The organism is Micromonospora sp. NPDC048905, assembly GCF_040649655.1.
GTDB lineage: Bacteria > Actinomycetota > Actinomycetes > Mycobacteriales > Micromonosporaceae > Micromonospora.
On record NZ_JBEZFV010000019.1, the window covers coordinates 66518 to 81049 of the forward strand.

The window sequence follows — 14532 nt, forward strand, 5'->3', positions numbered from 1 at the left end:
GCGGGTGCGCCGCCGCCGACCTCGGTCACTACAGGTACGGCCGGGTGATGACCTCGATGGCGTGGCCGGCCGGGTCGAAGAAGTAGAAGCCCCGCCCACCGTGCTCGGTGTTGGTCTCCCTCTCCCGCTTCAACTGCGGGTCGGCCCAGTACGTGATGCCGCGCCCCTCGACGAACGCCAGGCACCGCACGAACAACTCGTCGTCGACGAGGAACGCGTAGTGCTGCATCTGGATGTCCACCGGTGGCTCGGCGAACTGGAGCAGCTGCCCCTCGTCCAGTTGCACGTTGGCGAACGGCCCCCACGAGGGCGCCTCCGGCAGCTCGAACAGATCCCGGTAGAACGCGGCCGACGCGCTCTTGTCCTTGCTGGCGATGATTGTGTGGTTGAACGTGACTGTCATCCGTACCGTCTTCTTCCCGGTCGATCCGTTGACCCGACCGGAGGCCCAGAGCCCTCCGCAGCCACAGCGATGACAAAGCCCCGAGGGCACCGACGCCCCGGATCCCGCACGAGAGACGCGGACATCGCGTCGATCTCGGCGTGGTGGCTGAAGTAGCCAGAACCTCCGGGGGGGGTAGGCCCATCTGGGGCGCAAACGGAGGCTAACACAGCGGCCCGGACTGGATCATTCATCGTCGCCGACTAGCGTCGAGCGCGGCACCCGTGTCCCACGGGCGGTCAGCGGGCCTCCGGGTCGAGGCCGAGCACGGCTCGTCCCCCGTCCACCGGCAGCGTCACCCCGTTGACGAAGCTCGCCGCGGGCGACAGCAGGTACGCGACCGCCTCGGCCACCTCCTCGGCCCGCCCGATGCGGCCCACCGGGTGCAACCGGGTCAGCTCGGCGTCGATCCACTGGGCCTGGGTGGGCTCCTGGGTGGCCAGGAATTCGGTGTGCCGTTCGGTGGCGATCGAGCCGAGCGCGACCGCGTTGGCGCGGATGCCGTGCTTCCCGTACTCGACAGCCAGTGCCCGGGTCAGCCCCTCCACGGCGGCCTTCGCCGTCGCGTACGGCAGGGCGCCGGACACGGGCCGGCGGGCCTGGTGCGACGAGACGTTGACGATCGCGCCGCCGGCGGCGCGGGCCAGGAACCGGCGGACGGCCACCGCCGCGCCCACCACGGCCGGGCGCAGGTTCAGCCCGATCAGGTCCAGGACCGTGTCGGCCGACGCGGAGTGCAGCGCGGCGTCGCGGAAGACCGCCGCGTTGTTCACCCAGCCGGTCAGCGGCGCCGCGCGTTCGGCCAGCTCGGCGGCGTGCTCGGCCACCCGCTCGTCGCCGGCGTCGCCGAACACCGCGACGAGCCGGTCGGCGGCCGGGTGCCCGGCCAACCAGTCGGCCGCGTCGGCGTCGCGCTCCAACACGACGACTGTGGCACCGGTCGCCACCAGGCGTTCCACCACGGCCCGACCGACGCCGCGACCACCGCCGGTCACCACACACGACGTGAGCACCGCTCAGCCCCCCGGTCGGCGGTGGACGACCACGCAGGCCAACCCCGGACCGGCGTGCGCGCCGACGACCGCGCCCGCCTCGGAGACGTACGTGTCGTGCAGCCGTGCACCGAGCCGTTCGGTAAGCGCGGTTCGCAGCGCCTCGGCCCGTTGCGGCGCGGCCAGGTGGTGCACCCCGAGATCCACGTCGTCGTCCCCGGCCGCCTCGACGGCCAGGTCCACGAGCCGGGCCACTCCCCGGCTGGCGGTGCGGACCTTCTCGCGCAACACGATCGCCCCGTCCGGCATGTGCATGATCGGCTTGACGGACAGGGCGGTGCCGAACAGCGCCTCGGCCGCGTTGATCCGGCCACCTCGGCGGAGAAACTCCAGCGTGTCGACGTAGAAGTAGACGTCGGTGCGGGCGACCGCCGCGAGCGCCGCGTCGCGTACCCCGGCGAGGTCGACGCCGCCCTCGGCGGCGGTGGCGGCCGCGATGGCCGGGAAGCCCAGCCCCATGCCGGCGGAACGGCTGTCCACGACCTCGACCCGGCCGTCCAGGTCGGCCGCGGCCAGGCGCGCGGCCTCAACCGTGCCGGAGAGCGCGGCGGAGAGGTGCACCGAGACGATTCCGTCCGCGCCGGCGTCGAGCAGTTGACGGTACGTCCGGGCGAACTGGTCGGGCGCCGGGCGGGAGGTGGTGGCCGTGACCCGCCGGGCACTCAGCGCCACGGTGGCATCGGCCGGCTGGGTTTCCACCCCTTCCAGCCCCTCCGCGCCGTTGAGCACGACCGTCAGCGGGACCACGGTCAGCCGGTGCGCCTGCAACAGCTCAGGCGGAAGATAGGCGGTGGAGTCGATGACGACCGCGACGGGCATGCTCGGCACGCTAGCCGATCGAGAGCCCCGACGCCGAAGCGCGAGCGCTCAGATCGCGTCGATGGTGACCGGCGCGGTGACCAGGCCGACGTTGTGCGCCCGCAACTGCCAGCCACGGACGTCCTGCGGACGTCCGATCGCCGGCGCGCGGTCGTCGTGCCGTAGTTCGCTCCAGTGGCAGTTGGCCAGGGAACCGATGGTGCGCAGCACGCCGGTGTCCCAGCCGAGCAGGTGACCGATGCCCTGGCGGGAGCCGCCACCGTGGGTGGCGATCACCACAGTGCCGCCGGGTGCCGCGTCGGCTGCTTCCCGCAACGCGGTGCCGACCCGCTCGCCGAGGTCGTGCAGGGGCTCCAGATCCGCGCCCGGATCGGGGTCGCCGGCCCGCCAGCGGGCGTACTCCTCGGGGAAACGCTCGGCGACCTCGGTGAGGTGCAGACCCTGCCACTGACCGAAGTGCCGCTCGCGCAGCCGGGCGTCGGTGCGCACCGGAAGCCCCGTCAACGCGGCGAGCGCGGCGGCGGTCTCCACGGCGCGGCTCAGGTCGCTGGCCACGATGGCGTCGGGCCGCAGCGCCGCGAGCAGCGGCGCGGCGGCGCGAGCCTGGTCGCGACCCAGCTCATTGAGGGGTACGTCGGTCTGTCCCTGGACACGGTTGGCGGCGTTCCAGTCGGTGTTGCCGTGCCGCCAGACGATCAGTCGGGTCATTCGGCGGCGGCGGACCCGCTGGCGTCGGCCTCGACCAGGTCGCGATCGACGAACGGGATGGTGGGGCAGTCCTTCCAGAGACGGTCGAGCGCGTAGAACTCGCGCTCCTCCGTGTGCTGGACGTGCACCACGATGTCGACGTAGTCGAGCAGCACCCAGCGGCCACCACGCTCACCCTCGCGCCGGACCGGCTTGGCCTTGTCCGGCAGCTCGAGCAGGCTCTCCTCGATGGCGTCCACGATGGCCAGCACCTGACGCTCGTTGGGGGCGGCGGCGAGCACGAACGCGTCGGTGATGGCGAGCTGGTCGCCGACGTCGATGATCGTGATGTCCTGCGCCTTCTTGTCAGCGGCGGCCTGTGCGGCCGCCATTGCCAGCTCGTGGGCGCGTTCGGAAACTGTCACCGTTCTCCTTCGATCAAGCGTGCGATCCTCCAAGCGTCTCATACCCGGCGACGCCCCGACCGTGCAGTTCTGGTCGGTTAAATGCACAAAACCGCCGGAATCCGGCGTGGTCAGCGCTGATAGAGGCTCCGCTTGGCGATGTACTGCACCACACCGTCGGGCACCAAATACCAGACCGGCTCACCTCGGGCCACCCGGGCGCGGCAGTCGGTCGACGAGATGGACATCGCGGGCACCTGGATCAGGCTGACGGTGTCCGCCGGAAGGTGCTTGTCGGTCAGCGGAAAGCCGGGCCGCGTCACCCCGATGAAATGGGCCAGCTCGAAGATCTCGTCCAGATCCTTCCAGGACAGGATCCGTTGCAGGGCGTCCGCGCCGGTGATGAAGAACAGCTGCACCTTGGGGCCGTACTCGGCCTGGAGGTCGCGCAGCGTGTCGACGGTGTAGGTCGGCCCACTGCGGTCGATGTCGACCCGACTGACCTGGAAGCGGGGGTTGGAGGCGGTGGCGATGACCGTCATCAGGTAGCGGTCCTCGGCCGGACTGACCGGCTCGTCGGCCTTCTGCCACGGCTGCCCGGTCGGAACGAAGACCACCTCGTCCAGGCCGAACCGGTCCGCCACCTCACTGGCCGCGACGAGGTGACCGTGGTGGATCGGGTCGAAGGTGCCACCCATGATCCCGATCCGCCGGATATCTTCCTCCACCCGATGATCGTAGGCCGACCGCCGGGACCGACTACCCCGGCCCGGGTGAGCGCCCTCACCTCAACCCGGGGCGGGCGCCGACCCCGGCTCGGGCGAGCGCCCCACCCCGGCCCTGCCACGGGCGAGCGCCCCAACCCGGCGCGGGCGGGCAGGCGCCCCGGCGCGGGGGAGCGCCCCATCCCGGCCCGGCGGGACACCGCGACATACCGGGAAGGCGCTCCCTGGCAGCGGTGGTCAACTCGCCTTTCAGGAAATCGGTGCGTCACACCGGCCCGGACACCCCGACCTCAAGGAAACCGAGTCGATCACCGCGAGCGCGGGTCGCAGCACGCGGTCAAGGCGCACGGGGGCCAAGGCGCACGGAGCCGCGGCGCGCGCAGGGTCGCGACGGGGTTACTCGTGTGCGTATACTTGCGCACGAGTATTTGGACGCGAGCGAGCCTGGAGGGCATCGTGCCGAAGCGGCGAAAGGTCAGCAATCTGCTGGCGTTGGCCGTGCTGTCCGCCCTGGTTCAGCGGCCGATGCACCCGTACGAGATCGCCACCGCACTGCGCGCCTGGGGCAAGGACCAGGACATGGAGTTCAAGTGGGGCTCCTTCTACACGGTGATCCGCAACCTGGACAAACACCACCTGATCGACGCGGTGGAGAGTGTTCGCGAGGGCCGACGCCCGGAACGCACCGTCTACCGGATCACCGACGCGGGACGGGCCGAGCTGGTCGACTGGGCCCGCGAGCTGGTCTCCACCCCGATGCCGGAGCATCCCCGCTTCCGGGCCGGGTTGTCCGTCCTCGCCGCGCTGCATCCCGACGAGGCCACCGACCTGCTCCGTCAGCGGCTCGACCTGCTCGACGACGCGCTCCGGCGGGACCGCGAGACGCTCGACGCGCACCTGCGGGAGATCCCGCGGCTGTTCCTGGTGGAGTCGGAGTACGACCTGGCCCTGCGGGCGGCGGAGGCGACCTGGCTGCGTGCCCTGCTCGCCGAGCTGACGTCGGGCAGCTATCCGGGCCTGGACACCTGGCGGGCCTTCCACGAGACCGGCGAGATGCCGGCCGAGCTGACCGGGCTGGCCGAGAGGACCAGCACCCCGACCGCGGAGACCACCGACTGACAAAGCGGCTCCGGCGGGGTGCGCCAACACCCCGCCGGAGCCCTTACCTCGAACCGACACCTGGGAAGGCACCCGGCCCGAAGCGGCAACCAGAGGATAGCCGGGCTCCCTCCCAGGTCGGTTCGCACGCGCACGAACCGACCACACCCAGGGAGAGACCATGACCACGGTACGAACCGCGATCGTCATCGGCGGCGGCATCGCCGGACCGGTGACGGCGCTCGCGCTGCGCCGAGCCGGCATCACCGCCACCGTCTACGAGGCGTACCCCGCCACGGCCAGCGGAGTCGGCGGCATCGGCGGCACCCTCGCCCTCGCGCCCAACGGCGTGGCGGCCCTGCGCCTGGTCGGCGCGGACGAGGCGGTGACGGCGGCCGCCACCCCGATCGAGCGCAGCGCGATGGCCGTGGGCCGTCGCCGCATCGACCTGCCCACGCTGGCCGGGGTGCCGCCGCTGCGGGTGGTGCACCGGGCCGAGCTGCACCGGGCGCTGCGCGACCGGGCGGTCGCCGAGGGCGTCTCGTTCGCGTACGGCAAACGGCTCGTCGACGCCCAGCAGAGCGACAGCGGCGTGACGGCCCGGTTCGAGGACGGCAGCACCGCCACCGCCGACATCCTCGTCGGCGCGGACGGCATCCGGTCCACGGTCCGCGGGCTCATCGACCCGGCCGCGCCCGGCCCCCGGTTCACCGGCCTGCTCAGCTTTGAGGCGGTCGCCCGGCACGAGGTGGACGTCGCGCCGGGCACGATGACGTTCGCGTTCGGGCAACGGGGCTACTACCTGTACTGGCCGGAGCCCGGCGGCGGCACCCGGTGGGGCGCCAACCTGCCGCAGCAGCGGCCGATGAGCCTCGTCGAGGCCCGTGCGGTGCCGGCGCGACAGTGGTGGGAGACGCTGCGTACCAGCTACGGCGACGACGACCCGGGCCGGGAGCTGATGGCGACGAGCGACGCCGACGGGCTCCAGGTGGCCGGCTCGTTGCAGATCATGCCGCCCGTGCCGCACTGGCACCGGGGCCGGATGGTGCTGGTCGGCGACGCGGTGCACGCACCGTCGAACAGCTCCGGGCAGGGTGCCTCGCTGGCCATCGAGAGCGCGGTGCAGCTCGCCCGCTGCCTTCGGGACCTGCCGGACGTCGCGGCGGCGTTCGACACGTACGTGCGGCTGCGCCGGGCCAGGGTGGAGAAGGTCGCCGCCCGCGCGGCCCGGATCAACCACGCCAAGGCGCCGGGGCCGGTTGCCCGGACGCTGATGCCGCTGCTGATGCCGCTGATGGTGCGCACGGTGATGGACCCGGAGAAGACCACCGCCCACGAGCAGCGCTACGTCATCGACTGGGACACCCCGGTCACGACGGAGCTCGCGCTGCGCTGAGCCGAGGGCGCGGGGTGGCCACCCGCCACCCCGCGCCCGGCCGCACCCGCCCCTACGCCGCCGCGGCCGCCACCGCCGTGCGAGCGACCAGCGCACGGCGCAGGTCGTCGTCGGAGTCGGTGACCACCCGACGTAGGCCGGGAGTCAGGTCGTCGCGGGCCAGCAGCGCCGCGGCCGCCTCCCGGGTCGGCTGCGCCACGGCGTAGCGGGGAAACGCCAGCTTCGCGACCCGGTCGGCCGTCCACGGAGTACGTCGGCGCGCGGCCGCCGGCATGTCGGTGAAGTACCGCTCGACGTACGCGGCCGTCAGCTCGACCTGCTCGGGCTGCCAGAACCCCTCGGCGGTCGCCTCCAGCAGGCGATTGGACAGCTCTGCGTCCCGCACGATGATGTCCCAGGCCGTCTTCTTCGCGACCGGGTCGGGCAGGGCGGCCCGGCAGCGGGCGGCCCGTTCCGCGCCCGTGGAACTGTTGTCGGCGGCTACCTCGACGGCGATCTCCGCCTCGCCGGCGGCACCCAGCACCACCAACCGGTGCAGCACCGCCCAGCGCAGCTCCGCGTCAACCCGCAGCCCGGCTGGCACGTCCCGGCCGGCGAGCCAGCCGACGAGCAGGTCCGCGTCGGTGGTCGCGCCGATCCACCCCCGCGCGGCGGCCAACTGCAAGGACTCTCCCGCCGGCGCGCTGTCGAGCAGCCGCTGGCACGCCCCGGCGACCCGGGCCAACGCCGTGGACCGGGCCAGCGGGTCGAGGTAGCGGTCCACCAACGACCGGCTGAGCGTGAGCACGTCCTCCGCGATGATCACTTCGGTCTCGGTGGGCAGCGCGGCGGCCATCAGGTCGACCAGGCCGATGACGGGCCGCTCCCCGTCGGTCGCCGCGTCCAGTGCCTCGCCCCAGAGGAGCGCGCGGGTGAGCGGGTCGGCCAGGCGGGGCAGCAGCAGCGCGACCGCCTCCGCCGACGCCGGGTCGAGGCGCACCTTGGCGTAGGTGAGGTCACCGTCGTTGAGCAGCAACAGCCGGGCCGCCGGCGTGCCGGCCAACGCCCCCAGCACGGTCCGGCCACCGTCGGCCGCGGGGTCGATGTCGAGGTCGTCGCGGTGCACCGTGCCGTCCGCCGCGTAGCGGCCCACGCCGATCCGGTGCGGGCGCAGCACCGGGTGGGACTCCGGCGCGGTCTGCACCACGGCCACGTCGGTGTAGCGGCCGTCGGCGTCGACGGTGACCTCGGCGCGCAGGGTGTTGACCTGCGGTCGCCGCAACCACACGTCGGCCCAACCGGACAGGTCCCGGCCGCTGGAGGTGGAGAGGCTGACCAGCAGGTCGGCGAGCGTGGCGTTGCCGAAGCGGTGCTCGGCGAAGTGCGCGTTCAGGCCGGCGAGGAACGCCTCGTCGCCGAGCCACGCGACCAGTTGCCGCAGCACGCTGGCACCCTTGGCGTACGAGATGCCGTCGAAGTTGAGCAGGCCCTCGTCGGCGTCGGCCACCTCCGGCGGGGCGACCGGGTGGGTGGAGGGCCGCTGGTCGGCCGCGTATCCCCAGGCCTTGCGGCGCATGGCGAAGGTCGTCCAGGCCTGGTCGAAGCGGGTCGCCTCGGCGGTGACCCGGGTGCCCAGGTATTCCGCGAAGGACTCGTTCAACCACAGGTCGTCCCACCAGCGCATGGTGACCAGGTCGCCGAACCACATGTGCGCCATCTCGTGCGCGATCGTGGTGGCCCGCGACTCCCGCTGCGTGTCGGTGACCGCCGAGCGGAACACGTAGTCGTCGCGGAAGGTGACGATGCCCGGGTTTTCCATGGCGCCGGCGTTGAACTCCGGCACGAACGCCTGGTCGTACTTGCCGAACGGGTAGCGCTCGGTGAAGAGCTGGTGGAACCGGTCCAGGCACTGCCGGGTGACGGTGAAGATCTCCTCGGCGTCGGCGTCCAGGTGCTCGGCGAGCGACCGGCGACAGTAGATGCCCAGCGGCACGCCGTCGTGCTCGGCCCGCCGCACGTGGTAGGGACCGGCGATCAGCGAGAAGAAGTACGTGGCCAGCGGCGCGCTGGGGGCGAACTCCCACCGACCCGGGGCCGGCGTGGCAGCCACCTCGGCGTTGCTGGAGACCGTCCACTCCGGCGGCGCGGTCACCGACAGGACGACGGGAGCCTTGAGGTCGGGCTGGTCGAACGCGGCGAAGATGCGCTGCACGTTGTCGAGGAAGCTCACCGCGTAGAGGTAGGTCTCGCCGTCGGCCGGGTCGACGAAGCGGTGCATCCCCTCACCCGCGTTGGAGTACGCCATCTCCGCCTCGACGACGAGCGTGTTGTCCGCTTCGAGGTCGGTGAGCGGCAGCCGGTTGTCGGTCAGCAGGGCGGGGTCGAGGTCGCGGTCGTTGAGGCGTACCGCGAGCAGTCTGGCGGGCTTGAGCTCGACGAAAGTCGCGGTGCCGGGGGTGGCCCGGAACCGGATCTCGACGTGCGAGCGGAACAACTCCGCGCCGACGGTCAGGTCGAGGTCCACCTGATAGGACTCGACAGTAATCGCCGCGCCACGCGCGGTCGCCTCTACACGGGTCAGGCTCGGCATCCGCTTATCCTGCCCGATGGGGATCGACTCACGGTCACCACACGACCCTCGGCACTGGAGGAAAGAACAATGGCGCAGCACCCCAAGGGCGACTTCGACCTCTCTCGGGCGGTCTGGCAGCGGGCCGAAGGGGACACCTCCGACAGCGCCGTCGAGGTCGCCTTCGTCGACGACCTGATCGGGATGCGCAACTCGGCCGAGCCCGAGGGGCCGGTGCTGGTCTTCACACAGGCCGAGTGGGACGCGTTCGTGGCCGGCGCGCAGGACGGTGAGTTCGACCTGGACTGATCGCGCCGACCGGTGTGCGGTGGCCGCCGACCCGGGACGGGTGACCCGGGTTGGCGGTCAGCCACGGACGGGGCCGTCGCCGTCGCCCCAGCCGAGACCGCCGGGCCCCGGGGCGTGGTGGAAGCCGGGATGACCGGCCACGTCGACGCAGCGTTCGCCGTCCGGGCCGACCGCACCGCAGAACAGCCGCTCGGCCCGCTGCCAGGCGTCGGCCGGCGACAGGGCCGCCGCGCCGAGCGCCACCTCCGGGCGGAGCAGGGTCAACGCCTCCGCGTACGCCACGGCCAGCTCGCGGGCCTCGACCACGGTGGGCGCGGTGAAGCCCAGGTGCACGGTGAAGAATCGGTGCGGCCGATCGGGTCGCCGAGGCGGCCCGATCAGAGGCCGCCCGTCCCGGCCGCCGCCCGGTGCCCGGACCGTTCGCCGCTGCCGCCAGTGCGGCGATGTGTTGTCGCGCATCCGCCCTCCCCGTGGTTGTCCCACCAGCAGCCAACCAAATTCCGCCGCTCCTGGGAGGGGCCAGCCGGCGTGCCGTCGGCGCGGGGATTCAGCGGCGGCGACGGGGGTACCCGCATCCGGCCCGGCGGTGCCCGGCCGCACCCGCGCGTGAGGAGACCCGATGGCGACCATGCCGGCTGACCGCAGCCCGGACAGCACTCTCGCCCTGCTCCGCGCCGGCTACCGGTTCATCGGCGAACGCTGCGAACGGTACGGCAGCGACGTGTTCCAGACCCGGATCCTGCTCGCCCCGACCATCTGCCTGCGCGGCCGGCCGGCGGCGATGCTGTTCTACGACACCGAACGCTTCCAGCGCGCGACCGCCATGCCGCTGCGGGTGCAGCGGACCCTCACCGGGCGGCGGGGTGTGCAGGGGCTGGACGGCCCGGAGCACACCGACCGCAAGGCCATGTTCATGTCGATCATGACGCCGACCGCCATCCGGCACCTCGGCCAACTCTTCGACGACGAGTGGCAGGCGCGGATCCCCGCCTGGGAGGCCGCCGGGCCGCTGCCGCTCTACGACGAGCTGGGCCGTTTGCTCACCCGCGTGGTCTGCGCCTGGGCGGGGGTGCCGCTGCCCACGTCGCAGGTCGAGCGACGCGCCGTCGACCTGCACGCGATGATCGAAGGGCCGGCGGTGCTCGGACCCCGGCACTGGCGGGGACGACTCGCCCGGCACCGCGCCGAACGCTGGCTCGCCGGCCTCATCGAACGCACCCGGATCGGTCTCTTCCCGGCGCCGCCCGGGAGCGCCCTGGCCGTGATCGCCGAGCACCGGGACCGGCGGGGCCAGCTACTCCCCCGGCGGATCGCGGCGGTGGAGCTGCTCAACGTGCTGCGGCCGGTGGTCGCCGTGGACCAGTACATCGCGTTCGCCGCGCTCGCCCTGCACGACCATCCGAGCTGGCGGGACCGGGTCCGCGGCGACGACGAGGCCACCGGGAACTTCGTCCAGGAGGTACGCCGCTACTACCCGTTCTTCCCGATCGCGGCGGCCCGGGTCAAGCACTCCTTCGACTGGCAGGGCCACCACTTTCCGCGGGGTCGACGGGTGCTGCTCGACCTGTACGGCACCAACCACCACCCGACCCTCTGGCCGCAACCGGAGTTGTTCCGCCCGGAACGGTTCGCCGGACGACGCGTGGACCCGTTCGAGCTGATCCCGCAGGGCGGCGGTGACCACTGGGCCGGACACCGGTGCGCGGGCGAGTGGATCACCATCGACCTGATGAAGCGGGCGGTCACCAACCTGACCAGCGCCATGCGCTACGACGTACCCGTCCAGGACCTGGCCCTGGACCTGCACCGGATGCCGGCGCTGCCGCCCCTCGGCCTGACCCTCAGCAACGTCCGGCGCACCACCTGACCTGCGCCTCGCCGATCGTTCCGGGGTGACCGGCGAGGCGGCCGCGTGCGGCGGGTCAGGGGTGCAGGACGCTGCGAAGACAGCCGTCCTGCTTCTTCTCGAACAGCTCGTAGCCGTGTGCGCCCTGCTCCAGCGAGATGGGGTGGGTGGCCAGGTAGCCGGGATCGATTTCGCCGGCGGCGAGCCGGTCGAGCAGCATCGGGATGTAGCGCTGCGCGTGCATCTGCCCCATCCGCAGCACCAGGGCCTTGTTCATGGCCGCGCCGAGCGGGAACTTGTCGACCAGGCCGGCGTACACGCCGACGATGCTCACCGTGCCGCCCTTACGGCACGCCATGATCGCCTGGCGGACCGAGGTCGGGCGGTCGGTCTGCGACCGCGTCGCCTGCTTCGCCCGGTCGTACGCGTAGGTCGGCCCGACGTCGTGCGACTCCATGCCGACGGCCTCGATGCACGCGTCCGGCCCGCGCCCGGCGGTCAGCTCCCGCAGCGCCTCCAACACGTCGGTCTCGGCGTAGTTGATCGTCTCGACCCCGACCCGCTCGGCGGCGGTGGCGAGCCGGTCCGGGAATCGGTCGATCATGATGACCCGCTCGGCGCCGAGGAGTTGCGCCGACCGGGCCGCCATCTGACCGACACCGCCGGCACCCCACACGGCCACCACCTCGCCACCGGTGAGCCCACAGAAGTCCGCCGCCATCCATCCGGTGGGCATGGCGTCGGAGGCGAACACCACCGAGTCGTCCGGCACCCCGTCGGGCACCCCGAACGCGCCGATGTCGCCGAACGGCACCCGGATGTACTCGGCGTGCGACCCGGAGTAGCCGCCGGCCGCGTGCGAGTAGCCCAGAATGCCGGCCGGTGAGTGCCCCCACAGCTTCTCGGTGAACACCGGCTGGGGGTTGGAGTTGTCGCAGAGCGAGTACTGCTCGGTGCGGCAGTACCAGCAGCCACCGCAGGCGACCACCGACCCGACCACCACCCGGTCACCGACCTGGTGCCGTCGTACGCCGGGACCGGTCTCCACGACCTCGCCCATGAACTCGTGGCCGAGGATGTCGCCCTCCCGCATCGCCGGCAGGTACCCGTTGATCAGATGCAGGTCGGAGCCACAGACACTGCTGGCCCGGACCCGGACGATGATGTCCCCCTCGGCACGGATCTGCGGCTCCGGCACGTCCCGGACCGCCAGCTTGCCGACGCCTTCCCAACACAGTGCCCTCACGCCCGGCCTCCCGTCATCAACTTCTCCCGCACCTTGTCGGTCGCCCTCTCCTGCCTCGGGCTACGGCCTGACGGGTCGTCCCGGGTGTCCATCAGCTGGCCACACTCGATCAGCGCCTTCACCCGCCGCAGGGTGTCGCGCAGCGCCAGATCGGGGTCGTCGCCGCCGATCAGGCCGAACACGCGGCGCACCGGGCCCGAGCGGTACCGCAGCTCGGCCCGGATCTCGGTGCCCCGCCCCTGGGGGGCGTCGGCCAGCTCGATCCGCCCCTCCTGCGGTGCCGGCCCGTCGTCGACCCGCCACCGCAGCGCGCCCGGTCCGTCGACGGTGATCTCCGCGCGCCACTCCGTGTCGCCGCCGGCCCGGTCGCGGGCCACGCACCGCCAGCGCCGGTCGTCGAGCTGCTCCAGGGTGGCCCACCCGGCCAGCGCGCGGTCCAGCCGCTCCCGGTCGGTCCAGAACCCGATCACGCCGTCCCGGGACCGGTCCACCGTCACCCCGCGACGTACCACGTACCAGCCGTCCTGCCGCTCCGGCTGATGCCGGTGCCGACGGCGAGCCACCGCCCGTCCCACACCAACCGCGGTGACCGCGGTGACGCCGAGCACCGCCCATCTCGTTCCGTTGTGTGTCATCTCGTCTCCTCCACCCGGACATCCGGGCATGGACAGCTCTTTCCGGCAGCGCTACCCGGCGACCGGCGGTCGAAACAACATGTCCGTTTGATCGGCGGGAATGCGGGCAGGTGCTGCTCGACCACCGACACACAGCTGTCCTGGTGAGGAGGGACGTCGATGTCCTTGTTCAGCCCACCTGGTGACGCCCGGCCCGCCGCCCGCGGGTGCGGCGTCGCAGACGACCGTGCCGGCACGACGCCGGCCCACCTGCCGATGACGTACGTGCTGCCGCTGCGCTGGCACGCCGACACCGGCCTGACCGAGCTGACGGGTTACCTGCGCTGGCTGGCCGACCGGGTCGAGGTGATCGTGGTCGACGGATCCGCACCGGACGTGTTCGCGCGGCACGCCGACGCCTGGCGGGGACTGGTCCGGCACCTCCCGCCCGACGCCACCGCGCGCGGGCTCAACGGCAAGGTGCTCGGCGTACGCACGGGGGTGCGCGCGGCGGCCCACGAGCACGTGGTGATCGCCGACGACGACGTCCGGTACGACGAGGCCGGGCTGAGCGCCGTGCACCGGCTGCTGGCCCGGGTCGACCTGGTCCGACCGCAGAACTACTTCGACCCGCTGCCCTGGCACGCCTGGTGGGACACCGGCCGGACGTTGCTCAACCGAGCGCTCGGGGATGACTACCCGGGCACCCTCGCGGTGCGGCGCAGCACCTTCCTCGCCATGGGCGGGTACGACCCGGACGTGCTCTTCGAGAATCTGGAGCTGATCCGTACCGTCCGTGGGTACGGCGGTGTCGAGGCCAGGCCGGCCTGGCTGTACGTCCGTCGACTGCCGCCGGACGCCGCGCACTTCCGCGGTCAACGGGTCCGTCAGGCGTACGACGATCTGGCCCAGCCGGCTCGCCTGCTGACCGCGCTCGCGGTCCTGCCGGGGCTGGCGGCGGCGGTCGCGGCGCGCCGGCCCAGGTTGCTGCTCGGCGCGGCGGCCGGGGTGGTCGCGCTGGCCGAGGCGGGCCGCCGGCGCGCCGGCGGGGACCGGGTGTTTCCGCCGACCACGGCCCTGGCGGCCCCACTCTGGCTGGTGGAGCGCGGGGTGTGCGGTTGGCTGGCGGTAGCCCAGCGGGTCCTGCGCGGCGGCGTCCGCTACGGCGACGCCCAGATCCGCCGAGCCGCCAATCCCGCCCCGCACCGCGCACTGTCCCGCGCGATCGCGCGCTTCCGGTCGGGGCAGGACAGCCGGTAGTCGACAACGGCCCAGGCCGATCGGCGCGGCATGGGATGGAGCGCGACAGCTCGCGGGCACCGGGACGGTGGCCGCGAGCTGTCGGC

15 protein-coding genes are annotated in these 14532 nt (G+C 72.7%); 5 read left to right on the forward strand and 10 right to left on the reverse strand.

Annotated features, from left to right (window positions below):
* Window positions 1–28: 28 nt before the first annotated feature.
* The 6 genes from AB0C01_RS31570 to nadD all read right to left on the reverse strand — a co-directional run bounded on the left by AB0C01_RS31570 (window position 29) and on the right by nadD (window position 4132).
* The gene (locus AB0C01_RS31570; RefSeq protein WP_357244245.1) at window positions 29–403 is read right to left on the reverse strand and encodes a VOC family protein; all 375 of its coding nucleotides are present in this window, start codon (window positions 401–403) and stop codon (window positions 29–31) included.
* Between the two features lie 278 nt (window positions 404–681).
* On the reverse strand, window positions 682–1455 hold the full coding sequence (locus AB0C01_RS31575; RefSeq protein WP_357244242.1) for an SDR family oxidoreductase: 774 nt from the start codon (window positions 1453–1455) through the stop codon (window positions 682–684).
* Window positions 1456–1458: 3 nt separating this feature from the next.
* Window positions 1459–2313: a DegV family protein gene (locus AB0C01_RS31580; RefSeq protein ID WP_357244239.1), complete on the reverse strand. Its 855-nt coding sequence runs from the start codon at window positions 2311–2313 to the stop codon at window positions 1459–1461.
* A gap of 48 nt (window positions 2314–2361) precedes the next feature.
* Window positions 2362–3021 (reverse strand): histidine phosphatase family protein, encoded by a 660-nt coding sequence (locus tag AB0C01_RS31585; RefSeq protein ID WP_357244236.1) that lies wholly within the window; start codon window positions 3019–3021, stop codon window positions 2362–2364.
* A complete protein-coding gene (gene rsfS, locus AB0C01_RS31590; RefSeq protein ID WP_357244233.1) occupies window positions 3018–3425 on the reverse strand; it encodes a ribosome silencing factor in 408 nt (135 codons plus the stop codon). The genes AB0C01_RS31585 and rsfS overlap by 4 nt, the downstream gene beginning before the upstream one ends.
* A 110-nt stretch (window positions 3426–3535) precedes the next feature.
* Window positions 3536–4132, reverse strand: coding sequence for a nicotinate-nucleotide adenylyltransferase (gene nadD, locus AB0C01_RS31595; protein ID WP_357244230.1), 597 nt, complete (start codon window positions 4130–4132; stop codon window positions 3536–3538).
* Between the two features lie 453 nt (window positions 4133–4585).
* On the opposite strand from nadD, the gene AB0C01_RS31600 reads away from it, so the two are divergent.
* Both AB0C01_RS31600 and AB0C01_RS31605 read left to right on the forward strand, forming a co-directional pair.
* Window positions 4586–5248 carry a PadR family transcriptional regulator gene (locus tag AB0C01_RS31600; protein ID WP_357572867.1) on the forward strand — a complete coding sequence of 221 codons (663 nt, stop codon included), beginning with the start codon at window positions 4586–4588 and terminating at the stop codon, window positions 5246–5248.
* 160 nt (window positions 5249–5408) lie between these two features.
* Entirely contained in the window at window positions 5409–6623 is a 1215-nt protein-coding gene (locus AB0C01_RS31605) for an FAD-dependent monooxygenase (protein WP_357572868.1), read from the forward strand.
* A gap of 52 nt (window positions 6624–6675) precedes the next feature.
* Here the strand turns inward: AB0C01_RS31605 and pepN are convergent, their stop codons facing one another.
* Window positions 6676–9192: an aminopeptidase N gene (pepN, locus tag AB0C01_RS31610; protein WP_357572869.1), complete on the reverse strand. Its 2517-nt coding sequence runs from the start codon at window positions 9190–9192 to the stop codon at window positions 6676–6678.
* Between the two features lie 69 nt (window positions 9193–9261).
* On the opposite strand from pepN, the gene AB0C01_RS31615 reads away from it, so the two are divergent.
* On the forward strand, window positions 9262–9480 hold the full coding sequence (locus tag AB0C01_RS31615) for a DUF397 domain-containing protein (protein ID WP_030491749.1): 219 nt from the start codon (window positions 9262–9264) through the stop codon (window positions 9478–9480).
* A gap of 57 nt (window positions 9481–9537) precedes the next feature.
* Here AB0C01_RS31615 and AB0C01_RS31620 read toward each other — a convergent pair whose 3' ends face one another.
* The gene (locus AB0C01_RS31620; protein WP_357244218.1) at window positions 9538–9939 is read right to left on the reverse strand and encodes a hypothetical protein; all 402 of its coding nucleotides are present in this window, start codon (window positions 9937–9939) and stop codon (window positions 9538–9540) included.
* Window positions 9940–10099: 160 nt separating this feature from the next.
* Between AB0C01_RS31620 and AB0C01_RS31625 the strand changes: the two genes are divergently transcribed.
* Window positions 10100–11347, forward strand: a complete 1248-nt coding sequence (locus AB0C01_RS31625; protein ID WP_357572870.1) for a cytochrome P450 — start codon at window positions 10100–10102, stop codon at window positions 11345–11347.
* Window positions 11348–11402: 55 nt separating this feature from the next.
* On the opposite strand, the gene AB0C01_RS31630 is transcribed toward AB0C01_RS31625, so the two are convergent.
* Window positions 11403–12572, reverse strand: a complete 1170-nt coding sequence (locus AB0C01_RS31630) for a zinc-dependent alcohol dehydrogenase (protein ID WP_357244212.1) — start codon at window positions 12570–12572, stop codon at window positions 11403–11405.
* On the reverse strand, window positions 12569–13207 hold the full coding sequence (locus AB0C01_RS31635) for a cyclase (RefSeq protein WP_357572871.1): 639 nt from the start codon (window positions 13205–13207) through the stop codon (window positions 12569–12571). Before AB0C01_RS31635 ends, AB0C01_RS31630 begins: the two co-directional genes overlap by 4 nt.
* Before the next feature lie 159 nt (window positions 13208–13366).
* On the opposite strand from AB0C01_RS31635, the gene AB0C01_RS31640 reads away from it, so the two are divergent.
* The gene (locus AB0C01_RS31640) at window positions 13367–14446 is read left to right on the forward strand and encodes a glycosyltransferase family 2 protein (RefSeq protein ID WP_357572872.1); all 1080 of its coding nucleotides are present in this window, start codon (window positions 13367–13369) and stop codon (window positions 14444–14446) included.
* Window positions 14447–14532 lie beyond the last annotated feature (86 nt).